This is a genomic window from Gordonia sp. ABKF26 (assembly GCF_041103195.1).
GTDB classification, from domain to species: Bacteria; Actinomycetota; Actinomycetes; order Mycobacteriales; family Mycobacteriaceae; genus Gordonia; species Gordonia terrae.
Genome location: NZ_JBGCVZ010000003.1, coordinates 2,969,279 through 2,988,875, shown reverse-complemented (window position 1 = coordinate 2,988,875; position 19,597 = coordinate 2,969,279). Strand labels below are relative to the sequence as shown.

General features: G+C 69.0%; 16 protein-coding genes and 1 riboswitch. Of the genes, 9 read left to right on the top strand and 7 right to left on the bottom strand.

Features of this window, described 5'->3' with window-relative positions:
• Positions 1 to 11: 11 nt before the first annotated feature.
• From AB4Z55_RS13765 to AB4Z55_RS13745, 5 genes are all read right to left on the bottom strand, one after another.
• Positions 12 to 668, bottom strand: coding sequence for an urease accessory protein UreF (locus tag AB4Z55_RS13765; RefSeq protein WP_369519897.1), 657 nt, complete (start codon positions 666 to 668; stop codon positions 12 to 14).
• A complete protein-coding gene (locus tag AB4Z55_RS13760) occupies positions 668 to 2,386 on the bottom strand; it encodes an urease subunit alpha (RefSeq protein WP_369519896.1) in 1,719 nt (572 codons plus the stop codon). The genes AB4Z55_RS13765 and AB4Z55_RS13760 overlap by 1 nt, the downstream gene beginning before the upstream one ends.
• A 3-nt stretch (positions 2,387 to 2,389) precedes the next feature.
• On the bottom strand, positions 2,390 to 2,767 hold the full coding sequence (locus AB4Z55_RS13755) for an urease subunit beta (RefSeq protein ID WP_369519895.1): 378 nt from the start codon (positions 2,765 to 2,767) through the stop codon (positions 2,390 to 2,392).
• A gap of 85 nt (positions 2,768 to 2,852) precedes the next feature.
• A complete protein-coding gene (locus AB4Z55_RS13750) occupies positions 2,853 to 3,155 on the bottom strand; it encodes an urease subunit gamma (protein ID WP_004022149.1) in 303 nt (100 codons plus the stop codon).
• A 132-nt stretch (positions 3,156 to 3,287) separates the two neighbouring features.
• Complete coding sequence (locus tag AB4Z55_RS13745; RefSeq protein ID WP_004022150.1) at positions 3,288 to 3,710, bottom strand: PaaI family thioesterase; 423 nt, start codon at positions 3,708 to 3,710, stop codon at positions 3,288 to 3,290.
• A gap of 353 nt (positions 3,711 to 4,063) precedes the next feature.
• Between AB4Z55_RS13745 and AB4Z55_RS13740 the strand changes: the two genes are divergently transcribed.
• The 9 genes from AB4Z55_RS13740 (at position 4,064) to AB4Z55_RS13700 (ending at position 15,515) form a co-directional block, all read left to right on the top strand.
• Entirely contained in the window at positions 4,064 to 4,462 is a 399-nt protein-coding gene (locus AB4Z55_RS13740; protein WP_004022151.1) for a BlaI/MecI/CopY family transcriptional regulator, read from the top strand.
• 44 nt (positions 4,463 to 4,506) lie between these two features.
• A complete protein-coding gene (locus AB4Z55_RS13735; protein WP_004022152.1) occupies positions 4,507 to 5,460 on the top strand; it encodes a M56 family metallopeptidase in 954 nt (317 codons plus the stop codon).
• An 86-nt stretch (positions 5,461 to 5,546) separates the two neighbouring features.
• Positions 5,547 to 7,004 carry an NADP-dependent phosphogluconate dehydrogenase gene (gndA, locus tag AB4Z55_RS13730; RefSeq protein WP_004022153.1) on the top strand — a complete coding sequence of 486 codons (1,458 nt, stop codon included), beginning with the start codon at positions 5,547 to 5,549 and terminating at the stop codon, positions 7,002 to 7,004.
• 16 nt (positions 7,005 to 7,020) lie between these two features.
• On the top strand, positions 7,021 to 8,454 hold the full coding sequence (locus tag AB4Z55_RS13725; RefSeq protein ID WP_004022154.1) for a GuaB1 family IMP dehydrogenase-related protein: 1,434 nt from the start codon (positions 7,021 to 7,023) through the stop codon (positions 8,452 to 8,454).
• A gap of 1 nt (position 8,455) precedes the next feature.
• Positions 8,456 to 9,898, top strand: coding sequence for a hemolysin family protein (locus AB4Z55_RS13720; RefSeq protein WP_369519894.1), 1,443 nt, complete (start codon positions 8,456 to 8,458; stop codon positions 9,896 to 9,898).
• A complete protein-coding gene (locus AB4Z55_RS13715; protein WP_004022157.1) occupies positions 9,891 to 10,964 on the top strand; it encodes a hemolysin family protein in 1,074 nt (357 codons plus the stop codon). The genes AB4Z55_RS13720 and AB4Z55_RS13715 overlap by 8 nt, the downstream gene beginning before the upstream one ends.
• The gene (locus tag AB4Z55_RS13710) at positions 10,961 to 11,872 is read left to right on the top strand and encodes a 3-methyladenine DNA glycosylase (protein ID WP_369519893.1); all 912 of its coding nucleotides are present in this window, start codon (positions 10,961 to 10,963) and stop codon (positions 11,870 to 11,872) included. The genes AB4Z55_RS13715 and AB4Z55_RS13710 overlap by 4 nt, the downstream gene beginning before the upstream one ends.
• A 74-nt stretch (positions 11,873 to 11,946) precedes the next feature.
• A complete protein-coding gene (locus AB4Z55_RS13705; RefSeq protein ID WP_369519892.1) occupies positions 11,947 to 14,139 on the top strand; it encodes a malate synthase G in 2,193 nt (730 codons plus the stop codon).
• 140 nt (positions 14,140 to 14,279) lie between these two features.
• Positions 14,280 to 15,515, top strand: a complete 1,236-nt coding sequence (locus AB4Z55_RS13700; RefSeq protein WP_369519891.1) for a substrate-binding domain-containing protein — start codon at positions 14,280 to 14,282, stop codon at positions 15,513 to 15,515.
• A gap of 172 nt (positions 15,516 to 15,687) precedes the next feature.
• On the opposite strand, the gene gcvP is transcribed toward AB4Z55_RS13700, so the two are convergent.
• Both gcvP and AB4Z55_RS13690 read right to left on the bottom strand, forming a co-directional pair.
• Positions 15,688 to 18,597 (bottom strand): aminomethyl-transferring glycine dehydrogenase, encoded by a 2,910-nt coding sequence (gcvP, locus tag AB4Z55_RS13695; RefSeq protein ID WP_369519890.1) that lies wholly within the window; start codon positions 18,595 to 18,597, stop codon positions 15,688 to 15,690.
• A 173-nt stretch (positions 18,598 to 18,770) separates the two neighbouring features.
• Positions 18,771 to 18,872, bottom strand: a riboswitch (glycine riboswitch).
• Between the two features lie 29 nt (positions 18,873 to 18,901).
• Positions 18,902 to 19,546, bottom strand: a complete 645-nt coding sequence (locus tag AB4Z55_RS13690; protein ID WP_064570103.1) for a MerR family transcriptional regulator — start codon at positions 19,544 to 19,546, stop codon at positions 18,902 to 18,904.
• Positions 19,547 to 19,597 lie beyond the last annotated feature (51 nt).

The following is a 19,597-nucleotide window of genomic DNA, read 5'->3' as shown; positions in this document are numbered from 1 at the left end:
AGGTCGGGGGGTCAGGACATGAAGAGCGGCATCGGTTGCCGCTCATGACGTTCGGCGAAGATGTCGAGGACCGGGTCGGACAGGTCCGCCAGACCGACCGCGGCCTCGGCGGCGACCCGTTCGCACTCGGCGCTGAGTTCGGCGATCATGATCGACACGTCGGCGGGGTCGAGTGCGAGCAGACGCTGACCGGCGGTCGCCGACCCGCTCATCGTGGTGTACACGAGGATCAGCGCGGTGTGGAATCCCGAGAGCGCCGACACGGCGCCGATCGACCCGCTGATGACCGGGAGATGCGTCGCCGGCCGATGAGCCGACCAGTCGGTGTCCGGCCACATCCGGCGTGCGAGGCGCGCCATGCCACGGCCCTGCGCGAGCGACGCCTTCCGCGCTGCGGATGACGGTGTGCGCGCGTCGGTCTCGCGCTGGGCGCGGGACACGTCGAGTGCACCGTCGGCGACCGCCGCCGCCACCGACGCCGCGACCAGACCACTCGTGGTCACCCGGCGGTACAGGAAGGATGCGAGATCGCTTGCAGTGCGGATGAATCCGTCGGCGATGGCCTGTTCGACCCCGCCGGAGTGCACGTGCCCGCCCACCGGCAGTCGCGAATCCGCCAGTGCGAGCATCATCGCCAGGGGCGCGGAGGTGGTGTCGCCGGATCGCATCAGAACAGGAAATACCGTTGCGCCATCGGGAGTTCGGCGACCGGTTCGGATTCCCACACCTCACCGTCGACCCTCACCGTGAACGTGTCGGGATCGACCTCGATCGTCGGGCACGCGTCGTTGTTGATCATGTCGGCCTTGCCGACGCCGCGGGTGTTCTTGACGGGAACGAGCCTGCGGTCGACGCCGATCCGGCCGGCGAGGTCGGCGTCGGCACCCGGGGCCACGAAGCTGACCGACGTGGCGGCCGCGAGTTTCGGTGCGGCGCCGAACATCGGGCGCGGGAAGACCGGTTGCGGCGTGGGGATCGAGGCGTTCGCGTCGCCCATCGCCGCCCAGGCGATGGCGCCGCCCTTGATGACCAGATCCGGCCGGATCCCGAAGAACGCGGGATCCCACAGCACCAGGTCGGCGAGCTTGCCGACCTCGACCGAGCCGATCTCGTCGTCGAAGCCGTGCGCGCGCGCCGGGCAGATCGTGTACTTCGCGACGTAGCGCCGTGCGCGCGTGTTGTCGGCACGCCCGTCGCCGGGAAGGGACCCTCGCTTGCGCTTCATCACGTGGGCGGTCTGCCACGTGCGCAGCACGACTTCGCCGATCCGGCCCATCGCCTGCGAGTCCGACCCGATCATCGAGATGGCACCCAGGTCGTGCAACAGGTCTTCGGCGGCGATCGTGGACGGGCGGATCCGGCTCTCGGCGAAGGCCAGATCCTCGGGGACCGTGGGATTGAGGTGGTGACAGACCATCAGCATGTCGAGGTGTTCGTCGAGTGTGTTGACCGTGTGCGGACGAGTCGGATTCGTCGACGACGGAAGCACATTCGGGTATGCCGCGACCGTGATGATGTCCGGCGCGTGACCACCGCCGGCGCCTTCGGTGTGATAGGCGTGGATGCCCCGGCCCGCGATCGCGCCGAGAGTGGTCTCCACGAACCCGGCCTCGTTCAGGGTGTCGGAGTGCAACGCGACCTGAACGCCGGTCTCGTCGGCGACCCGCAGGCAGGCGTCGATGGCCGCGGGTGTACTGCCCCAGTCCTCATGCAGCTTGAAACCCGAAGCGCCCGCGCGGATCTGCTCGTGCATCGACTCGGCGCTGACCGTGTTGCCCTTGCCGAGGAGTGCGATGTTCATCGGCCAGTGATCGGTGGCGGCGAGAATCGACGCCAGGTGCCACGCGCCGGGCGTCACGGTGGTCGCCTTGCTGCCCTCGGCCGGTCCCGTCCCGCCGCCGACCACGGTGGTGATCCCGTTGCCCAGCGCCTCGTCCATGATCTGCGGACAGATAAAATGGACGTGGCAGTCGATCGCGCCGGCGGTGACGATCTTGCCGTTGCCCGCGATGATCTCGGTCGACGGTCCGATGACGAGGTCCGGATGCACCCCGTCCATGGTGTCGGGGTTGCCCGCCTTGCCCATCGCGACGATGCGGCCGTCGCGAATACCCAGATCCGCCTTGATGATTCCCCAGTGATCGAGGACGACGACACCGGTGATGATCGTGTCGGGAGCGCCGTCGGCGCGGGTGGCCCGGCTCTGGCCCATCGACTCGCGGATCACCTTGCCGCCGCCGAAGACCGCCTCGTCGCCTGCGCGTCCCGGCCCACCCGACAGATCGTCGGTCACCTCGATGAGCAGGTCGGTGTCGGCGAGCCGGATCAGGTCGCCCGTCGTCGGGCCGAACAGTTGGGCATAGCGGTCGCGTTCCAGGATGGCCATGCGTCACTCACTCTCGTCACTGGGGACGGCGCCGACCGGGCCGCAGGCGCCGGGAGGATCGATGGATATCCCGTACACCTCGCGGGTGCCGCCGAGCGGGACGAGGCCGACGGTCATCTCGATTCCCGGCTCGAAGCGCACCGCGGTGCCGGCGGGGATGTCGAGCCTGCGGCCGTGGGCCCGCGCACGGTCGAAGACAAGCGCCTCGTTCGACTGCGGAAAGTGCACATGACTGCCGACCTGCACCGGGCGATCACCGGAGTTCACGACGCGGAGCTCGACGGCGTCGACGCCCGCGTTGAGTTCGATGGTCCCGTCGGCGGCGATGACCTCGCCCGGCACGATCGTCGATCGCGGGCCGGTGGAGTGCGTACCCGACATCTCGGTCCTTCCTGGAGTGCTGCGGTTCGGCGGACGGGACGGGTCGCGAACGGACCGTCCACCACCTGTCTCGTTCGGTCGGGGCTCAGGCGATCGGGTCGTGCACGGTCACCAGCTTGGTGCCGTCGGGGAAGGTCGCCTCGACCTGGACGTCGTGCAGCATCTCCGGTACGCCGTCCATCACGTCGTCGCGCCGCAGGACCTCGCGTCCCGAGGTCATCAGCTCGGCCACCGAGCGGCCGTCACGGGCGCCTTCGAGGACGTGATCGGTGATCAGCGCAACCGACTCCGGGTGGTTGAGCTTCAGACCGCGCGCCTGCCGCCTGCGGGCCAGTTCGGCCGCATACGAGATCAGCAGCCGTTCTTGTTCATGGGGCGACAATCGCACCGGGAGCGCTCCTCGGGGGTGTTCGGCCGGCGGTCGATCGGTGTGGTCCGGCCGGGCAGTAGGAGACATCCTGCCATGCCGGGACAGGGTCGGCGCGCCGAGCGACGCCGGCGTGACGCGGGCCTCAGCGGCCTACTTGACCTCGATGTTCTGCAGTCGCACCTGCGACCGGGCCAGCAGCGCGCCGTCCTGGTCGACCATGTCGACGGCCCAGAGTTGCTGGCGGCGGCCCCGGTGGATCGGGGTGGACGTCGCGGTGACCGTGCCCGCCCGCACCGACCTCAGGAAGTCGGTGTTGTTGTTCACCCCGACGGCGGTGCCGCCGATACCGGAGTCCTGCAGCCACAGGAAGCCGCTCATGCTGGCGACACTCTCGCCGACCGCGCAGTAGACCCCGCCGTGCACGATCCCGAACGGCTGATGGTGACTCTCGGTGATCTCCATCGTCGCCACGATCCGGTCGGGCCCCGCCTCGACGACCCCGAGTCCGAGGACGCCGTCGAGTCCCTTGCCGAATGAATCCCGGAGAACCTCGTCCGCACTGTTCGCAGTCATGACGTCAACAGTCGCATGAGCCTTCGGACGTCGCGACACCAGTCCGGCTCGCGATCAGTGCCCCCGCGGGAACACGAGGAGGGGGCGGGCCGTTGTCCATCTGTGGATACCGAAAGGCCCCGCACCTCTGGGAGATGCGGGGCCTTCCGTGCCGTGGACCGGGGGTCTCTGCAGCCCTCAGGACTCTCACGCGGTCCGACGTGACACTTAATGTAGGCTAGCCTTACCAACGTGTCAAGCGCCGCGGGAATGTCCATGTCAGAGGCGTGATCGCTCCTCGGACACGTGCACGGCACGCATGTGAGCAACAACTGGGTATCCAGCGGACCCACTATCGGAGGCAGAGCAGTAAAATGCGAAAGATGAATGGCCTGGGCGACCTCGAACGCGCTGTGATGGACTCGTTGTGGGAGAGTTCTGCCCCGCAGACGGTGCGGCAGGTGCATGCCGACCTGTCGCGTGACCGTTCCCTCGCCTACACCACCGTCATGACCGTGTTGCAGCGGCTGGCGAAGAAGAACCTCGTGACGCAGATCCGCGACGACCGGGCGCACAAGTACGTACCGACCCACCCTCGCGAAGACCTCGTGGCGAGTCTGATGGTCGACGCGCTGAGCGAGGCCGATGCACCCGGGTCGCGTCACGCGGCGCTCGTGTCGTTCGTCGGACGCGTCGGCGCCGACGAGGCGGCCGCCCTCCGTTCCGCACTCGATGAGCTCGAAGCCGCACGCGGAACGAGCGACACCGGTTAGATTCGCGACACCACCACTCGCAGCCCACTTTTAGGAATCACCAGATGACCGCCTTGCTCTTCGGCATCGTCAGCCTGGTGCTCGCCGGACCCGTACCCGAGGCACTGTCGCGGGCACGATGGCCGATCCGAGCGCCACGCGCGGCGATGACGCTGTGGCAGGCCATTGCCCTGGCCGCCGTGTTGTCGGCGTTCAGCTGTGGCCTGGCGATCGCGGCGAACATCCTCGTGATCGGTCCGGACGGCACGCCGACCACCCATCCGGTCCGCGAGATCGAGCGGCTCGGCTGGCCGCTGTGGCTCCTCTGCGTCGGCGTCTTCGTCCTGACCCTCCTGGTCGGCGCGCGCCTGTTCTACACGGTGATCCGCGTCGGTGTGCGCACCCGCGCCCGGCGCAAGGCACACCGCCAGCTCATCGACATCCTCGACCGCTGCGATCGGACCGACGACGCCGACGACCCGCTCTACGCTCGTGACGTCCGGATGATCGACGTCGAGCAACCCCTCGCCTACTGCCTGCCGGGCCTGCGCCAGCGCGTCGTGGTCAGCGAAGGCGTCGTCCATCGCCTGACCCGAGACGAACTCGTCGCCGTCATCGCCCATGAACGCGCCCACCTGCGTGCCCGGCACGACCTCGTGCTCGAGGCCTTCATCGCCCTGCACGAGGCGTTCCCCCGATTCGTGCGCAGCAGCTCCGCCCTCGGCGCGACCGAACTCCTCGTCGAGGCGCTGGCCGATGATCAGGCCGTCAGGGCGACCACACCGACCACGCTGGGCCGAGCCCTGGTCGCCTGCGCCGACGCGGTGGCCCCGCGCGGTGCGATGGCGGTCGGCGGACCGACCACCCTGACGCGCGTCCACCGTCTGCGCGACGACCGCCCCGCCCGGGTCGTCGCCGCCGGCGCCTACGTCGCGGCCGCAGCGATCCTGGTGCTCCCGACCCTCGCGGTCGCCATCCCGTGGCTCACCGAGCTCAACCGCCTCATGTCGGCATTCTGACCGCCCGTCGCACCCGGCTTCGTCGGACCGGCATCACACGCGGAGGCAGATCGCCGGTTCGGACACAGAGGCAATAGGCTGTCCGCATGAACAACGTCGACTCCTCGTCCTCCTCCGCGAAGGCCCAGATCGGTGTCACCGGCCTGGCCGTCATGGGTTCGAACATCGCACGCAACTTCGCCCGTCACGGGTACACGGTCGCGCTGCACAACCGGAGCATCGCCAAGACCGATGCACTGCTCGAGAACCACGGCAGCGACGGTGAATTCATCCGCACCGAGACCGTGGCCGAGTTCGTGGCGGCCCTCGAGCGTCCGCGCCGGGTGCTCATCATGGTCAAGGCCGGCGACCCGACCGACGCCGTGATCGAAGAACTCGCCGACGCGATGGAGCCGGGCGACATCATCATCGACGGTGGCAACGCCCTCTACACCGACACCATCCGTCGCGAGGCCGCGATGTCGGCTCGAGGACTCAACTTCGTCGGCGCCGGCATCTCCGGTGGCGAAGAGGGGGCGCTGAACGGCCCGTCGATCATGCCGGGCGGCCCCGTCGAGTCGTACGAATCGCTCGGACCGCTCCTCGAATCCATCGCCGCTCAGGTCGACGGCGAGCCGTGCTGTACCCACATCGGCCCCGACGGCAGCGGCCACTTCGTCAAGATGGTGCACAACGGCATCGAATACGCCGACATGCAGCTCATCGGCGAGGCCTACGACCTCATGCGCAAGGCCTTGGACATGCCGGTCTCGGAGATCGCCGACGTCTTCCGCGACTGGAACACCACCGAACTCGAGAGCTACCTGATCGAGATCACCGCCGAGGTCCTCAGCCAGGTCGACGACGAGACCGGCAAGCCGCTGGTCGACGTCATCGTCGACGCCGCGGGCCAGAAGGGCACCGGTCGCTGGACCGTGAAGTCCGCCCTCGATCTCGGTATCCCGACGACCGGGATCGCCGAGGCCGTCTTCGCCCGCGCGCTGTCGAGCGCCACCGATCAGCGCGTCGCGGCCCGCGGGCTGTCGTCGGGCAACCTCGGCTCGGCCCCCGCCGATCGCGAGACCTTCGTCAACGACATCAAGACCGCCCTCTACGCCTCGAAGGTCGTCGCCTACGCGCAGGGCTTCGATCAGATCGCCGCCGGCAGCGCCGAATACGGCTGGGATGTCGACCGCGGCGCGCTGGCCACCATCTGGCGTGGCGGCTGCATCATCCGGGCGCAGTTCCTCAACCGCATCCGCGAGGCCTACCACGACGACCCCGCCCTCCCGAGCCTGCTGCTCGCCCCGTATTTCCGCGAGGCCGTCGAGGTCGGCATCGACAGCTGGCGCCGGGTGGTTTCGACCGCGACCCTCCTCGGTATCCCGGTGCCGGCATTCGCATCGTCGCTGTCGTACTACGACGGTCTGCGTGCCGACCGCCTCCCGGCCGCGCTGACCCAGGGCCTGCGCGACTACTTCGGCGCGCACACCTACCAGCGCATCGACAAGGAGGGCACGTTCCACACCCTGTGGAGCGGTGACCGCTCGGAAGTGACCGAATAGGAGCCTGCGAACTCCAGTGCGATTCATCGAAGGCCACCGGCCGACACACGATCTGACGTACGACGATCTGTTCATCGTCCCGGGCAGGTCGGACGTCAGTTCGCGCTTCGACGTCGACTTGTCGACGTCCGACGGCAGCGGGACCACGATCCCGCTGGTCGTGGCGAACATGACGGCGGTCGCGGGCAAGCGGATGGCCGAGACGGTGGCCCGCCGCGGTGGGCTCGTGGTTCTCCCCCAGGACCTGCCCATCGAGGCGGCCGCCGCGTCCATCGCGTACGTGAAGTCGCGGCACCTGGTCGCCGACACCCCGGTCACCCTCGATCCGGGGGCGTCGGTGACCGACGCGGTCGCGTTGATCCCGAAGCGGTCACACGGGGTGGCCGTCGTGGTCGAGGACGGCCGCCCGGTGGGGGTCGTCACCGAGAAGCGCTGTCGCGACGTCGACCGGTTCGCGCGAGTGCGTGACGTCGCCGACCCCGACATCGTGACGCTGCCCGTCGACACCCCGCCCCGTGAGGTCTTCGACGCACTCGGCGATCTGCACCTCGGCCTCGCGGTGCTCGTCGAACCCGACGGTCGGCTCGCCGGGGTCCTCAATCGGGTCGGCGCCCTGCGCCACGCGATCTACACCCCGAATGTCGACGCGGCCGGCTCGCTGCGCATCGCGGCGGCCGTCGGCATCAACGGCGATGTCGTGGGCAAGGCTCGAGCGCTGGTCGCCGCGGGCGCCGACCTGCTTGTCATGGACACCGCGCACGGTCACCAGGAGAAGATGCTCACGGCGCTGTCGGCGGTCGCCGGCGCGGACCTGGGCGTTCCGATCGCCGCGGGCAACGTGGTCTCGGCCGAGGGCACCCTCGATCTCATCGATGCGGGGGCATCGATCGTCAAGGTCGGAGTCGGACCGGGCGCGATGTGCACGACCCGGATGATGACCGGCGTCGGACGCCCCCAGTTCTCGGCCGTCGCCGAGTGTGCCGCCGTCGCGGCCGGACACGGTGCGTCGGTGTGGGCCGACGGCGGTGTCCGGCACCCGCGCGACGTGGCCCTGGCCCTGGCCGCGGGGGCGTCGAACGTCATGGTCGGCTCGTGGTTCGCCGGCACCCACGAGTCGCCGGGCGACCTGCTCGTCGATGCGCAGGGCCCGTACAAGGTCAGCTTCGGCATGGCCTCGAAGCGGGCGGTCGCGGCGCGGTCGAGCGGCGACAGCACCTACGACCGGGCACGCAAGAGCTTGTTCGAAGAGGGCATCTCGAGTTCGCGGATCCGTCTGGACCCGGATCGTCCCGGCGTCGAGGACCTGATCGATCACATCTGCTCGGGTGTCCGCAGCACCGCCACCTACACCGGTGCGCGGAACCTACGCGAACTGCACGACAAGGTGGTGCTGGGGATCCAGTCGCCCGCCGGCTTCGCCGAAGGACGACCCCTGCCGGGCGGGTGGTGACGTGGAGATCCTCCTCCTGGTCGCGAGTCTCGTCGGATTCATCGCCCTGACGCTGGGGACCGCCCTGTTCGTGGCGGCCGAGTTCTCGCTGACCGCGCTGGAACGCTCGACCATCACCGCCGATGTCGCCGATCGCGGGGACCGGCGAGCGCGGATGGTCCAGCGCGCGCACTCCACCCTGTCGTTCCAGCTCTCCGGCGCCCAGTTGGGCATCACCATCACGACGCTGATCACCGGTTACATCGCCGAACCGGTCCTCGCCCGGATACTGCGACCACCACTGAACGCACTGGGGGTCGGCGACTCCGTCGCGTCGGCGACGTCGCTGATCCTCGCGCTGGTGATCGCGACCTCGCTGTCGATGGTCCTCGGCGAGCTGATCCCGAAGAACCTGGCGATCGCCAAGCCGCTCGCGGTCGCACGGGCCACCGCGGGTCCGATGACCGTGTTCTCGGCGGTGTTCCGCTGGGCGATCAACGGACTCAACGGCACCGCGAACTGGATCGTGCGCCGTCTCGGCATCGAACCGACCGATGAGCTCGCCTCGGCGCGGTCGCCTCAGGAACTCGTCTCGCTCGTCCGCAATTCGGCCCGCCGCGGCGCCCTGGATCAGCAGACCGCGACCCTCGTCGACCGGTCGCTGCGTTTCGGCGAGCTCACCGCCGAGGATCTGATGACCCCCCGCGTCACGATCGACTGCCTCGATCGCGCCGACACCGTCCGCGACCTCGTCATGGCGTCGTCGCGCACCGGCCACTCCCGGTTCCCGGTCGTGATCGACGGTGACCTCGACGACCTCGTCGGGGTCGTCCACATCAAGCAGGCCTTCACCGTCGCACCGGAGCGGCAGGCCACCACGTCGGTCACCTCGATCGCCCGACCGGTCCCGCGGGTGCCGGCGAGCCTCGACGGCGATGCGCTCATGGAGCGCATCCGCGCCGACGGCATGGAGCTGTGCGTGGTGATCGACGAATACGGCGGCACCGCGGGCATCGTCACCACCGAGGACCTCATCGAGGAGATCCTCGGCGACGTGACCGACGAACACGACGACGAACGAGCCGACGTGGCTGTCGACGGCAACGGCTACCTGTGCGCCGGGTTGTTGCGGATCGACGAGCTGTACGACGCCACCGGCTACCACGCGCCCGACGGGCCGTACGACACGCTGGGTGGGCTCATCATGTACTGCCTCGGGCGCATCCCCGCCGTCGACGACGCGGTGGACCTCCCGCGTCGGTCGCCCGTCGGCGAGACCGACGACGACACCTCACAGTCGCCGGACCGCGGGCCGGACATCACCTGGCGGGCGACGGTCGCCCAGATGGACGGACGCCGGGTCGACGTCGTCGCCATCCGGCCCGCGCCGGAGGGACAGGATCTCCCGGTGCCCGCCCACCAGGGCATCGACGTGCCGACGGACGAGGGGAACTCCCGTGGGTGATCTCTGGGCGGTCGGCCTGACCGTCGTCCTCCTCGCCGGCAACGCGTTCTTCGTGGGCGCCGAGTTCTCCCTGATCTCGGCACGTCGCGACCGCCTCGAAGCGCTCGCCGAGAGCGGGAAGTCCCGTGCGCGCACCGTGATCCACGCCGGCGAGCGGCTGTCGTTGATGCTGGCCGGGGCACAACTCGGCATCACGATCTGCTCGATCCTGCTCGGCCGGGTCGGCGAGCCCGCGGTCGCGCACCTCATCGAGGCACCCTTGCACCTCGCACACGTTCCCGACGCCCTGCTGCACCCGATCTCGTTCGCCATCGCACTGTCGCTCGTCGTCGTGTTGCACATCCTGTTGGGCGAGATGGTGCCGAAGAACATCGCACTCGCCGGACCGGAGTCGTCGGCGATGCTGCTCGTGCCGGCGCACCTGCTGTTCATCCGGCTGGTCCGGCCGTTGATCGCCTTCTACAACTGGCTGGCGAACATCTCGCTGCGACTCCTCCGCGTGGAGCCGAAGGACGAACTCGAATCCACGGTGTCGCTCGGCGAACTGGCCGAGATGGTCGGCGAGTCCAAGCAGGAGGGTCTGCTCGACGCCGAGGAACACGAACGTCTGACCCGGGCCCTGCAGTCCATCGGCCGGACGGTGTCGGAGGTGATGATCCCGCTCGAACAGATGCGCAGCGTCGGCGTGCAGGTGTCCGGCACCGGTGGCATCGGGCCGACGCTGGGCGCCGTGGAGAAGGCGGTCACCGAGACCGGATTCTCCCGATTCCCGGTGCGCGGGCCCGACGGCACGTTCACCGGCTACCTGCATCTGAAAGACGTGCTGGACGAGATCCTCGACGAGCACATCGGATCGGACACCATCATCGGCGTCGACAAGATCCGGCCATTGCCGGTCATCGACTCGACCACCCCGCTCGACGAGGCCACCGGGGTGCTGCGTCGGTCCAGTTCGCATCTCGGCGCCGTGGTCGACGACAGCGGCCGGACCATCGGCATCGTCCCCCTCGCCGATCTGGTGGAGGAGTTCGTCGGCAACGTCCGCGACGAGACCCATCGGGTGTGACGACGGTGGCGAGTTCACGACTGCCGTCCACGGCCCCGGTTCGCGGCGCCTCCGTCCTGACGGCCGACCAGTGGCGATCGCGGCGTGCGGCGCATCGCCGGGCCGTCGACGAACTGATCGGTCCCTACCTCGACGCGCGCCGCCGCGGTGCCCGACATCCGGTGATCGACTTCCTGTTCACCTACTACTCCTCGCGACCCGCGCACGTGCTGCGCTGGCATCCCGGCTACGGCGTGATACTGGAAGACGCAGACGAATTCCTCGGCCTGCGCGGCTACGAACAGACCGACGCCGGGGTGCGCGTCGGAGCAGCGCACCTCCGGCACCGGGCCGACGCTCTCGTCGCGGCCGTGGACATGCTCGGTGCCACCGCCCGGCGGCCCGTCCGGCTCGGCTGTTTCGGCCTGCACGAGTGGGCGATGGTATACCGCACCGACGACACCCGGCACGATCTCCCGCTGCGTCTGGGGGGTGCGGGCACGGATGCCGTCGTCGAATCCATGCCGCTGCGGTGCACGCACTTCGACGCCTTCCGGTTCTTCACCGACCCGGCACGGCCGCGCAACGACACCACGCTCACCCGGGCGTCCCAGATCGCGCACGAACAACCCGGCTGCCTGCACACGACGATGGATCTCTACCGGTACTGCTTCACCCTGTCGCCGCTCGTGCCGTCGGACCTGACGCTCGACTGCTTCGCGCTGGCCCTCCGCGCGCGCGACCTCGACATGCGGGCCAGTCCCTACGACCTCGGCGACCTCGGGTACGAGCCGGTTCGCATCGAGACCCCAGCGGGCCGGGCCGACTACGTCCGCGAACAGTCGGCGATCGCCGAGCTCGGGACGACTCTGCGGTCTCGGTTGCTCACCCTCTGCACCGAGCTCGCGGAGCGCGCTCACCACACGTGACGGGAGGCGCCTGCCGCCCACCGTTACCGACGAGTAGCATGTATGCGTTGTCATTTCGCTCGAGAAAGGCTGCCATGTCTGACCGGATCACCGTCAACGGGTTGCAGGTCGCTACCGTCCTGCACGACTTCATCAACAACGAGGCGTTGCCCGGTACCGGTGTAGATGCGGACGCCTTCTGGGCCGGCGCGGCATCGGTGATCGCCGACCTCGCCCCGCGCAACCGCGAACTCCTCGCCGTCCGCGACGACCTGCAGAGCAAGCTCGACGCCTGGCATCGGGATCACAAGGACGCCGACCTCACCCCCGGTACCGCCGACTTCGACGCGTACAAGTCGTACCTGACCGAGATCGGTTACCTCGTCGAGGTGCCCGCGGACTTCCAGATCACGACCGCCGGCGTCGACCGCGAGATCGCCGACACCGCCGGGCCGCAGCTCGTCGTCCCGGTCCTCAACGCGCGCTTCGCGCTCAACGCCTCCAACGCACGCTGGGGTTCGCTCTACGACGCGCTCTACGGCACCGACGCGATCCCCGAGACCAACGGAGCCGAGAAGGGCAAGTCGTACAACAAGGTCCGCGGCGACAAGGTCATCGCCTACGCCAAGGACTTCCTCGACAAGGCCGTGCCGCTCGAACAGTGCAGCTACACCGATGTGCGGTCCTTCGCCGTCGTCGACAACGCGCTCCAGGTCAAACTCGACGGCGACAAGACGTCGACTCTCGCCGACCCGACCGCCTTCGTCGGGTACCGGGGCGACGCCGCCTCGCCGACGTCGATCCTGCTGCGCAACAACGGACTGCACCTCGACATCGAGATCGACCCGTCGTCGCCGATCGGTTCCACCGACCCGGCAGGCATCAAGGACGTCGTCGTCGAGTCCGCGATCACCACGATCATGGACTTCGAGGACTCCGTCGCCGCCGTCGACGCCGAGGACAAGGTCATCGGCTACCGCAACTGGCTCGGCCTCAACAAGGGCGATCTCGCCGAAGAGGTCAGCAAGGGCGGCAAGACCTTCACCCGAGTGCTCAACGGCAACCGCGAGTACACCGCGCCCGACGGCACCACGTTCGACCTGCACGGCCGCTCGCTGCTCTTCGTCCGCAACGTCGGACACCTGATGACCAACGACGCCATCCTCGACGCCGACGGCAACGAGGTCCCGGAAGGAATCCTCGACGGCCTGATCACGTCGCTGATCGGCATCCACGGCATGTCCGATGACGGACTGCAGAACTCGCGAACGGGTTCGGTCTACATCGTGAAGCCGAAGATGCACGGTCCCGACGAGGTCGCCTTCACCGTCGAACTGTTCGGCCGCGTGGAGAAGGTTCTCGGACTGCCCGAGAACACGCTCAAGGTCGGGATCATGGATGAGGAGCGCCGCACCACGGTGAACCTGAAGGCGTGCATCAACGCAGCTTCCGAGCGCGTCGTCTTCATCAACACCGGGTTCCTCGACCGCACCGGCGACGAGATCCACACGTCGATGGAAGCCGGCGCGATGGTGCGCAAGGGCGAGATGAAGCAGCAGACCTGGATCGGTGCCTACGAGAACTTCAACGTCGACACCGGTCTGCACGCGGGCCTGCAGCACAAGGCGCAGATCGGCAAGGGCATGTGGGCCATGCCCGACCTGATGGCCGACATGCTCGAGCAGAAGATCGGGCACCCGAAGGCCGGCGCCACGACCGCATGGGTTCCGTCGCCGACCGCCGCCACCCTGCACGCGCTCCACTACCACCAGGTGGACGTGTTCGAGCGCCAGAACGAGATCGCCAAGCGCGACCCCGCCTCCGTCGACGACGTCCTCACGATTCCCCTCGCCCCCAAGACCGATTGGTCCGACGAGGAGAAGCAGCAGGAACTCGACAACAACTGTCAGTCGATCCTGGGTTACGTCGTCCGCTGGATCGACCAGGGCGTCGGTTGCTCGAAGGTGCCCGACATCCATGACGTCGCGTTGATGGAAGACCGCGCGACACTGCGCATCTCGAGTCAGTTGCTCGCCAACTGGCTGCGGCACGGCATCGTGACCGAGGCCGACGTCGTCGCATCGCTGGAGCGGATGGCCCCGGTCGTCGACCGTCAGAACGCCGGCGACCCGACCTACCGTCCACTGGCGCCGGACTTCGACTCCAACATCGCCTTCCAGGCAGCGAAGGAGCTCATCCTGGAGGGCACCACACAGCCCAGCGGCTACACCGAGCCGATCCTGCACCGCCGTCGCCGCGAGTACAAGGCGGCGAACCCGGCGGGCTGACCTCGCCGGTCTCGACGTAGGCGATACGACCGTGCCGAACCGTCCAGGATCGGCACGGCGTATCGTCGTACCCTGCACTGCGCACCGGGTCGCCACGGCCGACCGGGCGAGGGACGCACCGAGCAGGGAGGGCATCGGCGTTGGCACATCATCGGAGTAGCGGCGGGGAGAGCATCCGTAGCCGCGGCGTGAGCCGAGGTGTCGTCGCCGCCCTCTTGTCGATCCTGCTCATCGCCGCAGTCGTCGTCACCTGGAGAGACCTCGGCGATCGGATCGATCGCCAGGCCGAACAGGCCGCCGCGCAATGCGTCGAAGGCCGTGAGTCGGTCCCGATCATCGCCGACCCCGACATCGCGCCGGGGCTCGCCGCGGTCGCCCGCAACTTCGGTGCGACCAATCCGGTCGTACGCGACAAGTGCGTCACCGTCGACGTCCGCCCGGGCGACGCCAAGATCACCCTCGACGGTCTGTCGGGGTCGTGGGACACCGAGTCGATGGGCGCCCATCCGGCCGCCTGGGTCCCCCAGTCGTCGGTGTGGTCGGCAGATCTCGCCGCGGCGAAACCCGATGCGATCGAGGGCAACACACGCTCCCTGGTCTCGACACCGGTCGTTCTGGCCGTGTCGCCCGAACTCGACACCGCCCTCGACGGACGTCTCGACTGGTCCCAGATCCCCACGCTGCAACGTCGGGACAACTCGCTCACCGACGTCGGCCTCCAGGGCTGGGGGTCGCTGCGGATGGCGATGCCGATCGGGGCACAGTCCGACGCGAGCGCACTCGCCGCCCAGGCGGTCGCCACCCGCGTCACCCGGACCACCGGTCCGCTGACCACCGCCGACGCCGAGTCCCCGCGGGTGAGCTCGAGCGTCCGCGCCATGCTCGAGGGCGCTCCGCTCTCCCCGGACGGGACACCCCAGGGCGCCGCGACGACGATCGCCGACGCTCCCGATGCCGCTCGGGCGCCGATCCACGTCGTACCCATCACCGAGCAGCGCCTGTTCCAGATGACCCGCGACGACGACCGTGCGCGGCTGGCCGAACTGATCCCGTCCGGTCCGACACCGATCGCCGACTATCCGGTGATCCGCCTGTCGGGACCGGAGGTGACCGAATCGGCGACCGATGCCGTCGCCGAGTTCATCCAGTTCGCCTCCGAACCCGAGCAGCTCCGGTTGCTCACCGAGCTCGGTTTCCGGGGCGACGCCCCGATGCCCGCGGCCACGCCGACGGTGACCTTCCCCCGGACTCCGAACCCGATGCCCACCCCCGAGGACGGCGCGATCGTCGCGATCAACCGGCTGGTCTACGGGCCGGCCAGCGTCCCGGCGAGCCCGACGGCATCGTCGGTGCCGTCGGGAACCGCGGGCGGTTAGAAGCGACGGCCGGGGTCGTTTCGATACGGCTCGTCGCTACGCTCCTCACCTACTCAACGAGCAGTAAGCGGCTCGTCGCTACGCTCCTCACCTACTCAACGAGCAGTAAGCGGCTCGTCGCGGCGCTCCTCACCTACTCAACGAGCAGGCGAGGAGCTTCCCGAGCGTCGGGTCAGCTGCTGTAGGCCTCGATGGGCGGGCAGCTGCACACCAGGTTGCGATCGCCGTACACCCCGTCGATCCGCCGGACGGCCGGCCACACCTTCGCCCGGCCACCCGCGGACGGCAGCCCCTGCGGGTAGACGGCGAGTTCCCGCGAGTACGGATGATCCCACTCACCGACCAGCGACTCGGCGGTGTGCGGGGCACCGCGGAGCGGGTTGTCCTCGGCGGGCCACTCCCCTCGTCCGACGAGTTCGATCTCGCCGCGGATCGCGATCATCGCGTCGCAGAAGGCGTCGATCTCGTCGAGGTTCTCGCTCTCGGTGGGCTCGACCATCAGGGTGCCCGCAACCGGGAAGCTCATGGTCGGGGCGTGGAAACCGTAGTCGGCGAGCCGTTTTGCGACGTCGTCGACGGTGACGCCGGTCGCCTTGGTGATGGCCCGCAGATCCAGGATGCACTCGTGGGCGACGAAGCCCTCCTCGCCGGTGTAGAGCACCGGGTAGTGCTCACCGAGCCGCTTGGCGACGTAGTTGGCAGCGGTGATGGCCGTCAGCGTCGCCCGGCGCAACCCGTCTGCCCCCATCATCGCGATGTAGGCGTAGGTGATCGGCAGGATCGCCGCCGAGCCGTACGGTGCGGCGGCGATGGTCGCCGAGCCGGGCAGCTCGCCGGCGAGCGGGTGTCCCGGCAGGAACGGGGCGAGGTGCTCCCGGACCGCGACCGGTCCGACGCCCGGTCCGCCGCCGCCGTGCGGGATGCAGAAGGTCTTGTGCAGGTTCAGGTGACTGACGTCGCCACCGAAATGACCCGGTCGTGCCACGCCGACCAGCGCATTGAGGTTGGCGCCGTCGACGTAGACCTGTCCGCCGGCGTCGTGGACGGCGCCGCAGACCTCACGCACGTCGTGCTCGAAGACCCCGTGCGTCGACGGGTACGTGATCATGATCGCCGCGATGCGACCCTCGTTGGCGTCGATCTTCGCGCGCAGATCGTCGAGGTCGACGTCGCCGTTGTCTCGGCACCCGACCACCACGACGCGCATTCCCGCCATGACCGCCGAGGCGGCATTGGTGCCGTGGGCGCTCGACGGGATCAGGCAGACATCGCGGTCGCCGTCGCCGCGGCTGAGGTGGTATCCCCGGATCGCCAGCAGGCCGGCGAACTCTCCCTGCGACCCCGCGTTCGGTTGCAGGCTGACGCGGTCGTATCCGGTGACCGCCACGAGCCAGTTCTCGAGGGTGGCGATGAGCTCTCGGATCCCCGCGGTGTCGTCGGCCGGAGCGAACGGGTGCAGCTGCGCGAAGCCGGGCCAGGTGATGGGTTCCATCTCGGTGGTGGCGTTGAGCTTCATCGTGCACGACCCGAGCGGGATCATGCTGCGGTCGAGCGCGATGTCCTTGTCCGACAGGGCTCGCAGGTACCGCAGCATCGCGGTCTCGGTGCGGTACCGGTTGAACGCCGGGTGGGTGAGGAACTCGCTGGTGCGGTTCTCGATCGGCTGCGTGAACGCACGCGGCGTGACGCCGGCGACGTCGAAGGCACGCAACACCGCATCGAGGTCGGCATCGACCGTGGTCTCATCGCAGGCGATGCCGATGGTGTCGGCGTCGACCCGGCGCAGGTTGACACCCTCCTGGCGAGCCCGGGCAACGACGGTATCGGCCTGACCCGGGGCGTGCACCTCGATGGTGTCGAAGAAGTTCGCGTGCGCGACCGAGAATCCGCCGGCCGCGAGCGAGTCGGCCAGCCGGGCCGCCGCGGCATGGGTGCGGCGCGCGATGGCGCGCAGCCCCTCGGCGCCGTGGTAGGAGGCGAACATGGCGGCCATCACCGCCAGGAGTACCTGCGCGGTGCAGATGTTGCTCGTGGCCTTCTCGCGGCGGATGTGCTGTTCGCGGGTCTGCAGCGCGAGCCGGTAGGCCAGGTTGCCGTCGGCGTCCTTGGAGATCCCGACCAGACGGCCCGGGAGTTGCCGGGCGTGCTTCGAGCCCACGGCGAGGTATCCGGCGTGCGGCCCGCCGAAGCCCATCGGCACGCCGAAGCGCTGCGTCGTGCCGAAACAGACGTCGGCGCCCTGCTCGCCGGGCGGTGTCAGCAGGGTCATCGCCAGGAGGTCGGCACCGGCCGCGACGAGTGCGCCGCGGTCGTGCGCCGCGTCGATGATCGCGGTGGCGTCGACGATGCGACCCGACGCACCCGGTACCTGGAGGATCACGCCGTAGAACTCGCAGTCGGGAAGTCCGCATCCGGGGAGCTCGGGATGCAGTGAGGCCTCGACGATCTCGATGCCCAGCGGCTCGGCGCGCGTGTCGAGCACCGCACGCGTCTGCGGAAAGAGGTCGGCGTCGACGACCACGCGCGGAGACTTGGACTTGCCCGCACGGCGCATCAGCGTCATCGCCTCGGCGGCCGCGGTGGCCTCGTCGAGCATCGAGGCGTTGGCCACTTCCATCCCGGTGAGGTCGGCGACCATGGTCTGGAAGTTGAGCAGCGCCTCGAGACGTCCCTGGCTGATCTCGGGCTGATAGGGCGTGTACGCGGTGTACCAGGCCGGATTCTCGAGCACGTTGCGGAGGATGACGCCGGGCGTGTGGGTGCCGTAGTAGCCGAGCCCGATCATCGACCGAGCGACGGTGTTGCGTGCGGCCAGGTCGCCGAGCTGAGCGAGAACCGCACTCTCGCTGAGGGGCTCGGGTAGTGCGCCGAGTACGTCGGAGTCGAGTTCGTCGGCGATGACCGCCGGGATGACGCGGTGGGCGAGGTCGTCGAGTGAGGTGGCGCCGATCGCTTCGAGCATGCGCCGGGTCTCGTCGGCGTCCGGGCCTACATGGCGGTCGACGAAGGCGGCCGAGACCCCGGGGGCGGGGGCTGTGGACGGGTCCGGGGTGTCGGACGGGGTCGCATCGGTGGTGGACACGGGTGGAGGGCACCTCTCGCAGGCGCCGGTGCGCGCACCGGCTGCTGGCCCTCCCCCTCTGTCATGTCGTCGGCGGCAGCCGATGTGACGCCTGAGAGATTCGGTGCCCCGCAGCGCTGCGCGACGACCTTTCACCGTGGGCGGACGACGGATCGTCACTTTCCAGAGACGTCGTCACCACCGCGGTCCTGGGTGCCTGAGAGTTTGACGGAGAGGTGTTGCTCCTTCGGCGGCCGCCGGCATCTCTGCCGTCGGCGCTCTCCCGCAGCGTAGCGACGCGGGGCCAGTCTACGCGGAACGCGGACTAGCCGGTGCGACGGGCGCGGTTCTTGCGGCGCGCCGCGAGTTCGTCCTCGGGCGCGGTCTCGCTGACACCGCCGTCGGCCCGTTCGCCGGGGAAATCCGCGATGGTGCCGGTCAGCTCACGCATGGCGCCGCTGACCGCGATCCCGAACACGCCCTGCCCGCCTTGGAGCAGGTCGACGACCTCTTCGGCCGACGTGCACTCGTACACCGTCGTGCCGTCCGAGAAGAGGGTGATCTTGGCGAGGTCCTCGACACCGCGCTGGCGCAGGTGGTCGACGGCGACTCTGATGTTCTGCAGCGAGATGCCGGTGTCCAGCAGACGCTTGACGATCTTGAGGACGAGGATGTCCTTGAACGAGTACAGGCGCTGGCTGCCGGATCCCGCGGCTCCGCGGATCGACGGGACGACCAACGACGTACGGGCCCAGTAGTCGAGCTGACGGTAGGTGATCCCGGCGATCTGGCACGCGCTCGGCACGCGGTAGCCGACGAGCTCGTCGGGCACGGTGTCGTCCGGGAACAGGCCCGGGGCGATGTCTCCGAGACTGCCCTGGGTCGGGACGGCGTCTACACGCTCGGTCACCGGACGATCGGGTGACTGGTCGCTCGACGTCGTTTCGTTGTCGACCGGACGATCGCCCACTTCTGACTCCCTCGCAAAGCTCGGATCGGACGCCGCACCACGGTGCCTGAC

What these genes read in the sequence shown, in the direction of transcription:
- gndA (WP_004022153.1), top strand. Translation starts at nt 5,547, where the DNA reads ATGAACAACGTCGACTCCTCGTCCTCCTCCGCGAAGGCCCAGATCGGT.
- AB4Z55_RS13705 (WP_369519892.1), top strand. Translation starts at nt 11,947, where the DNA reads ATGTCTGACCGGATCACCGTCAACGGGTTGCAGGTCGCTACCGTCCTG.
- AB4Z55_RS13740 (WP_004022151.1), top strand. Translation starts at nt 4,064, where the DNA reads ATGCGAAAGATGAATGGCCTGGGCGACCTCGAACGCGCTGTGATGGAC.
- AB4Z55_RS13735 (WP_004022152.1), top strand. Translation starts at nt 4,507, where the DNA reads ATGACCGCCTTGCTCTTCGGCATCGTCAGCCTGGTGCTCGCCGGACCC.
- AB4Z55_RS13755 (WP_369519895.1), bottom strand. Translation starts at nt 2,767, where the DNA reads ATGTCGGGTACGCACTCCACCGGCCCGCGATCGACGATCGTGCCGGGC.
- AB4Z55_RS13765 (WP_369519897.1), bottom strand. Translation starts at nt 668, where the DNA reads ATGCGATCCGGCGACACCACCTCCGCGCCCCTGGCGATGATGCTCGCA.
- AB4Z55_RS13745 (WP_004022150.1), bottom strand. Translation starts at nt 3,710, where the DNA reads ATGACTGCGAACAGTGCGGACGAGGTTCTCCGGGATTCATTCGGCAAG.
- AB4Z55_RS13760 (WP_369519896.1), bottom strand. Translation starts at nt 2,386, where the DNA reads ATGGCCATCCTGGAACGCGACCGCTATGCCCAACTGTTCGGCCCGACG.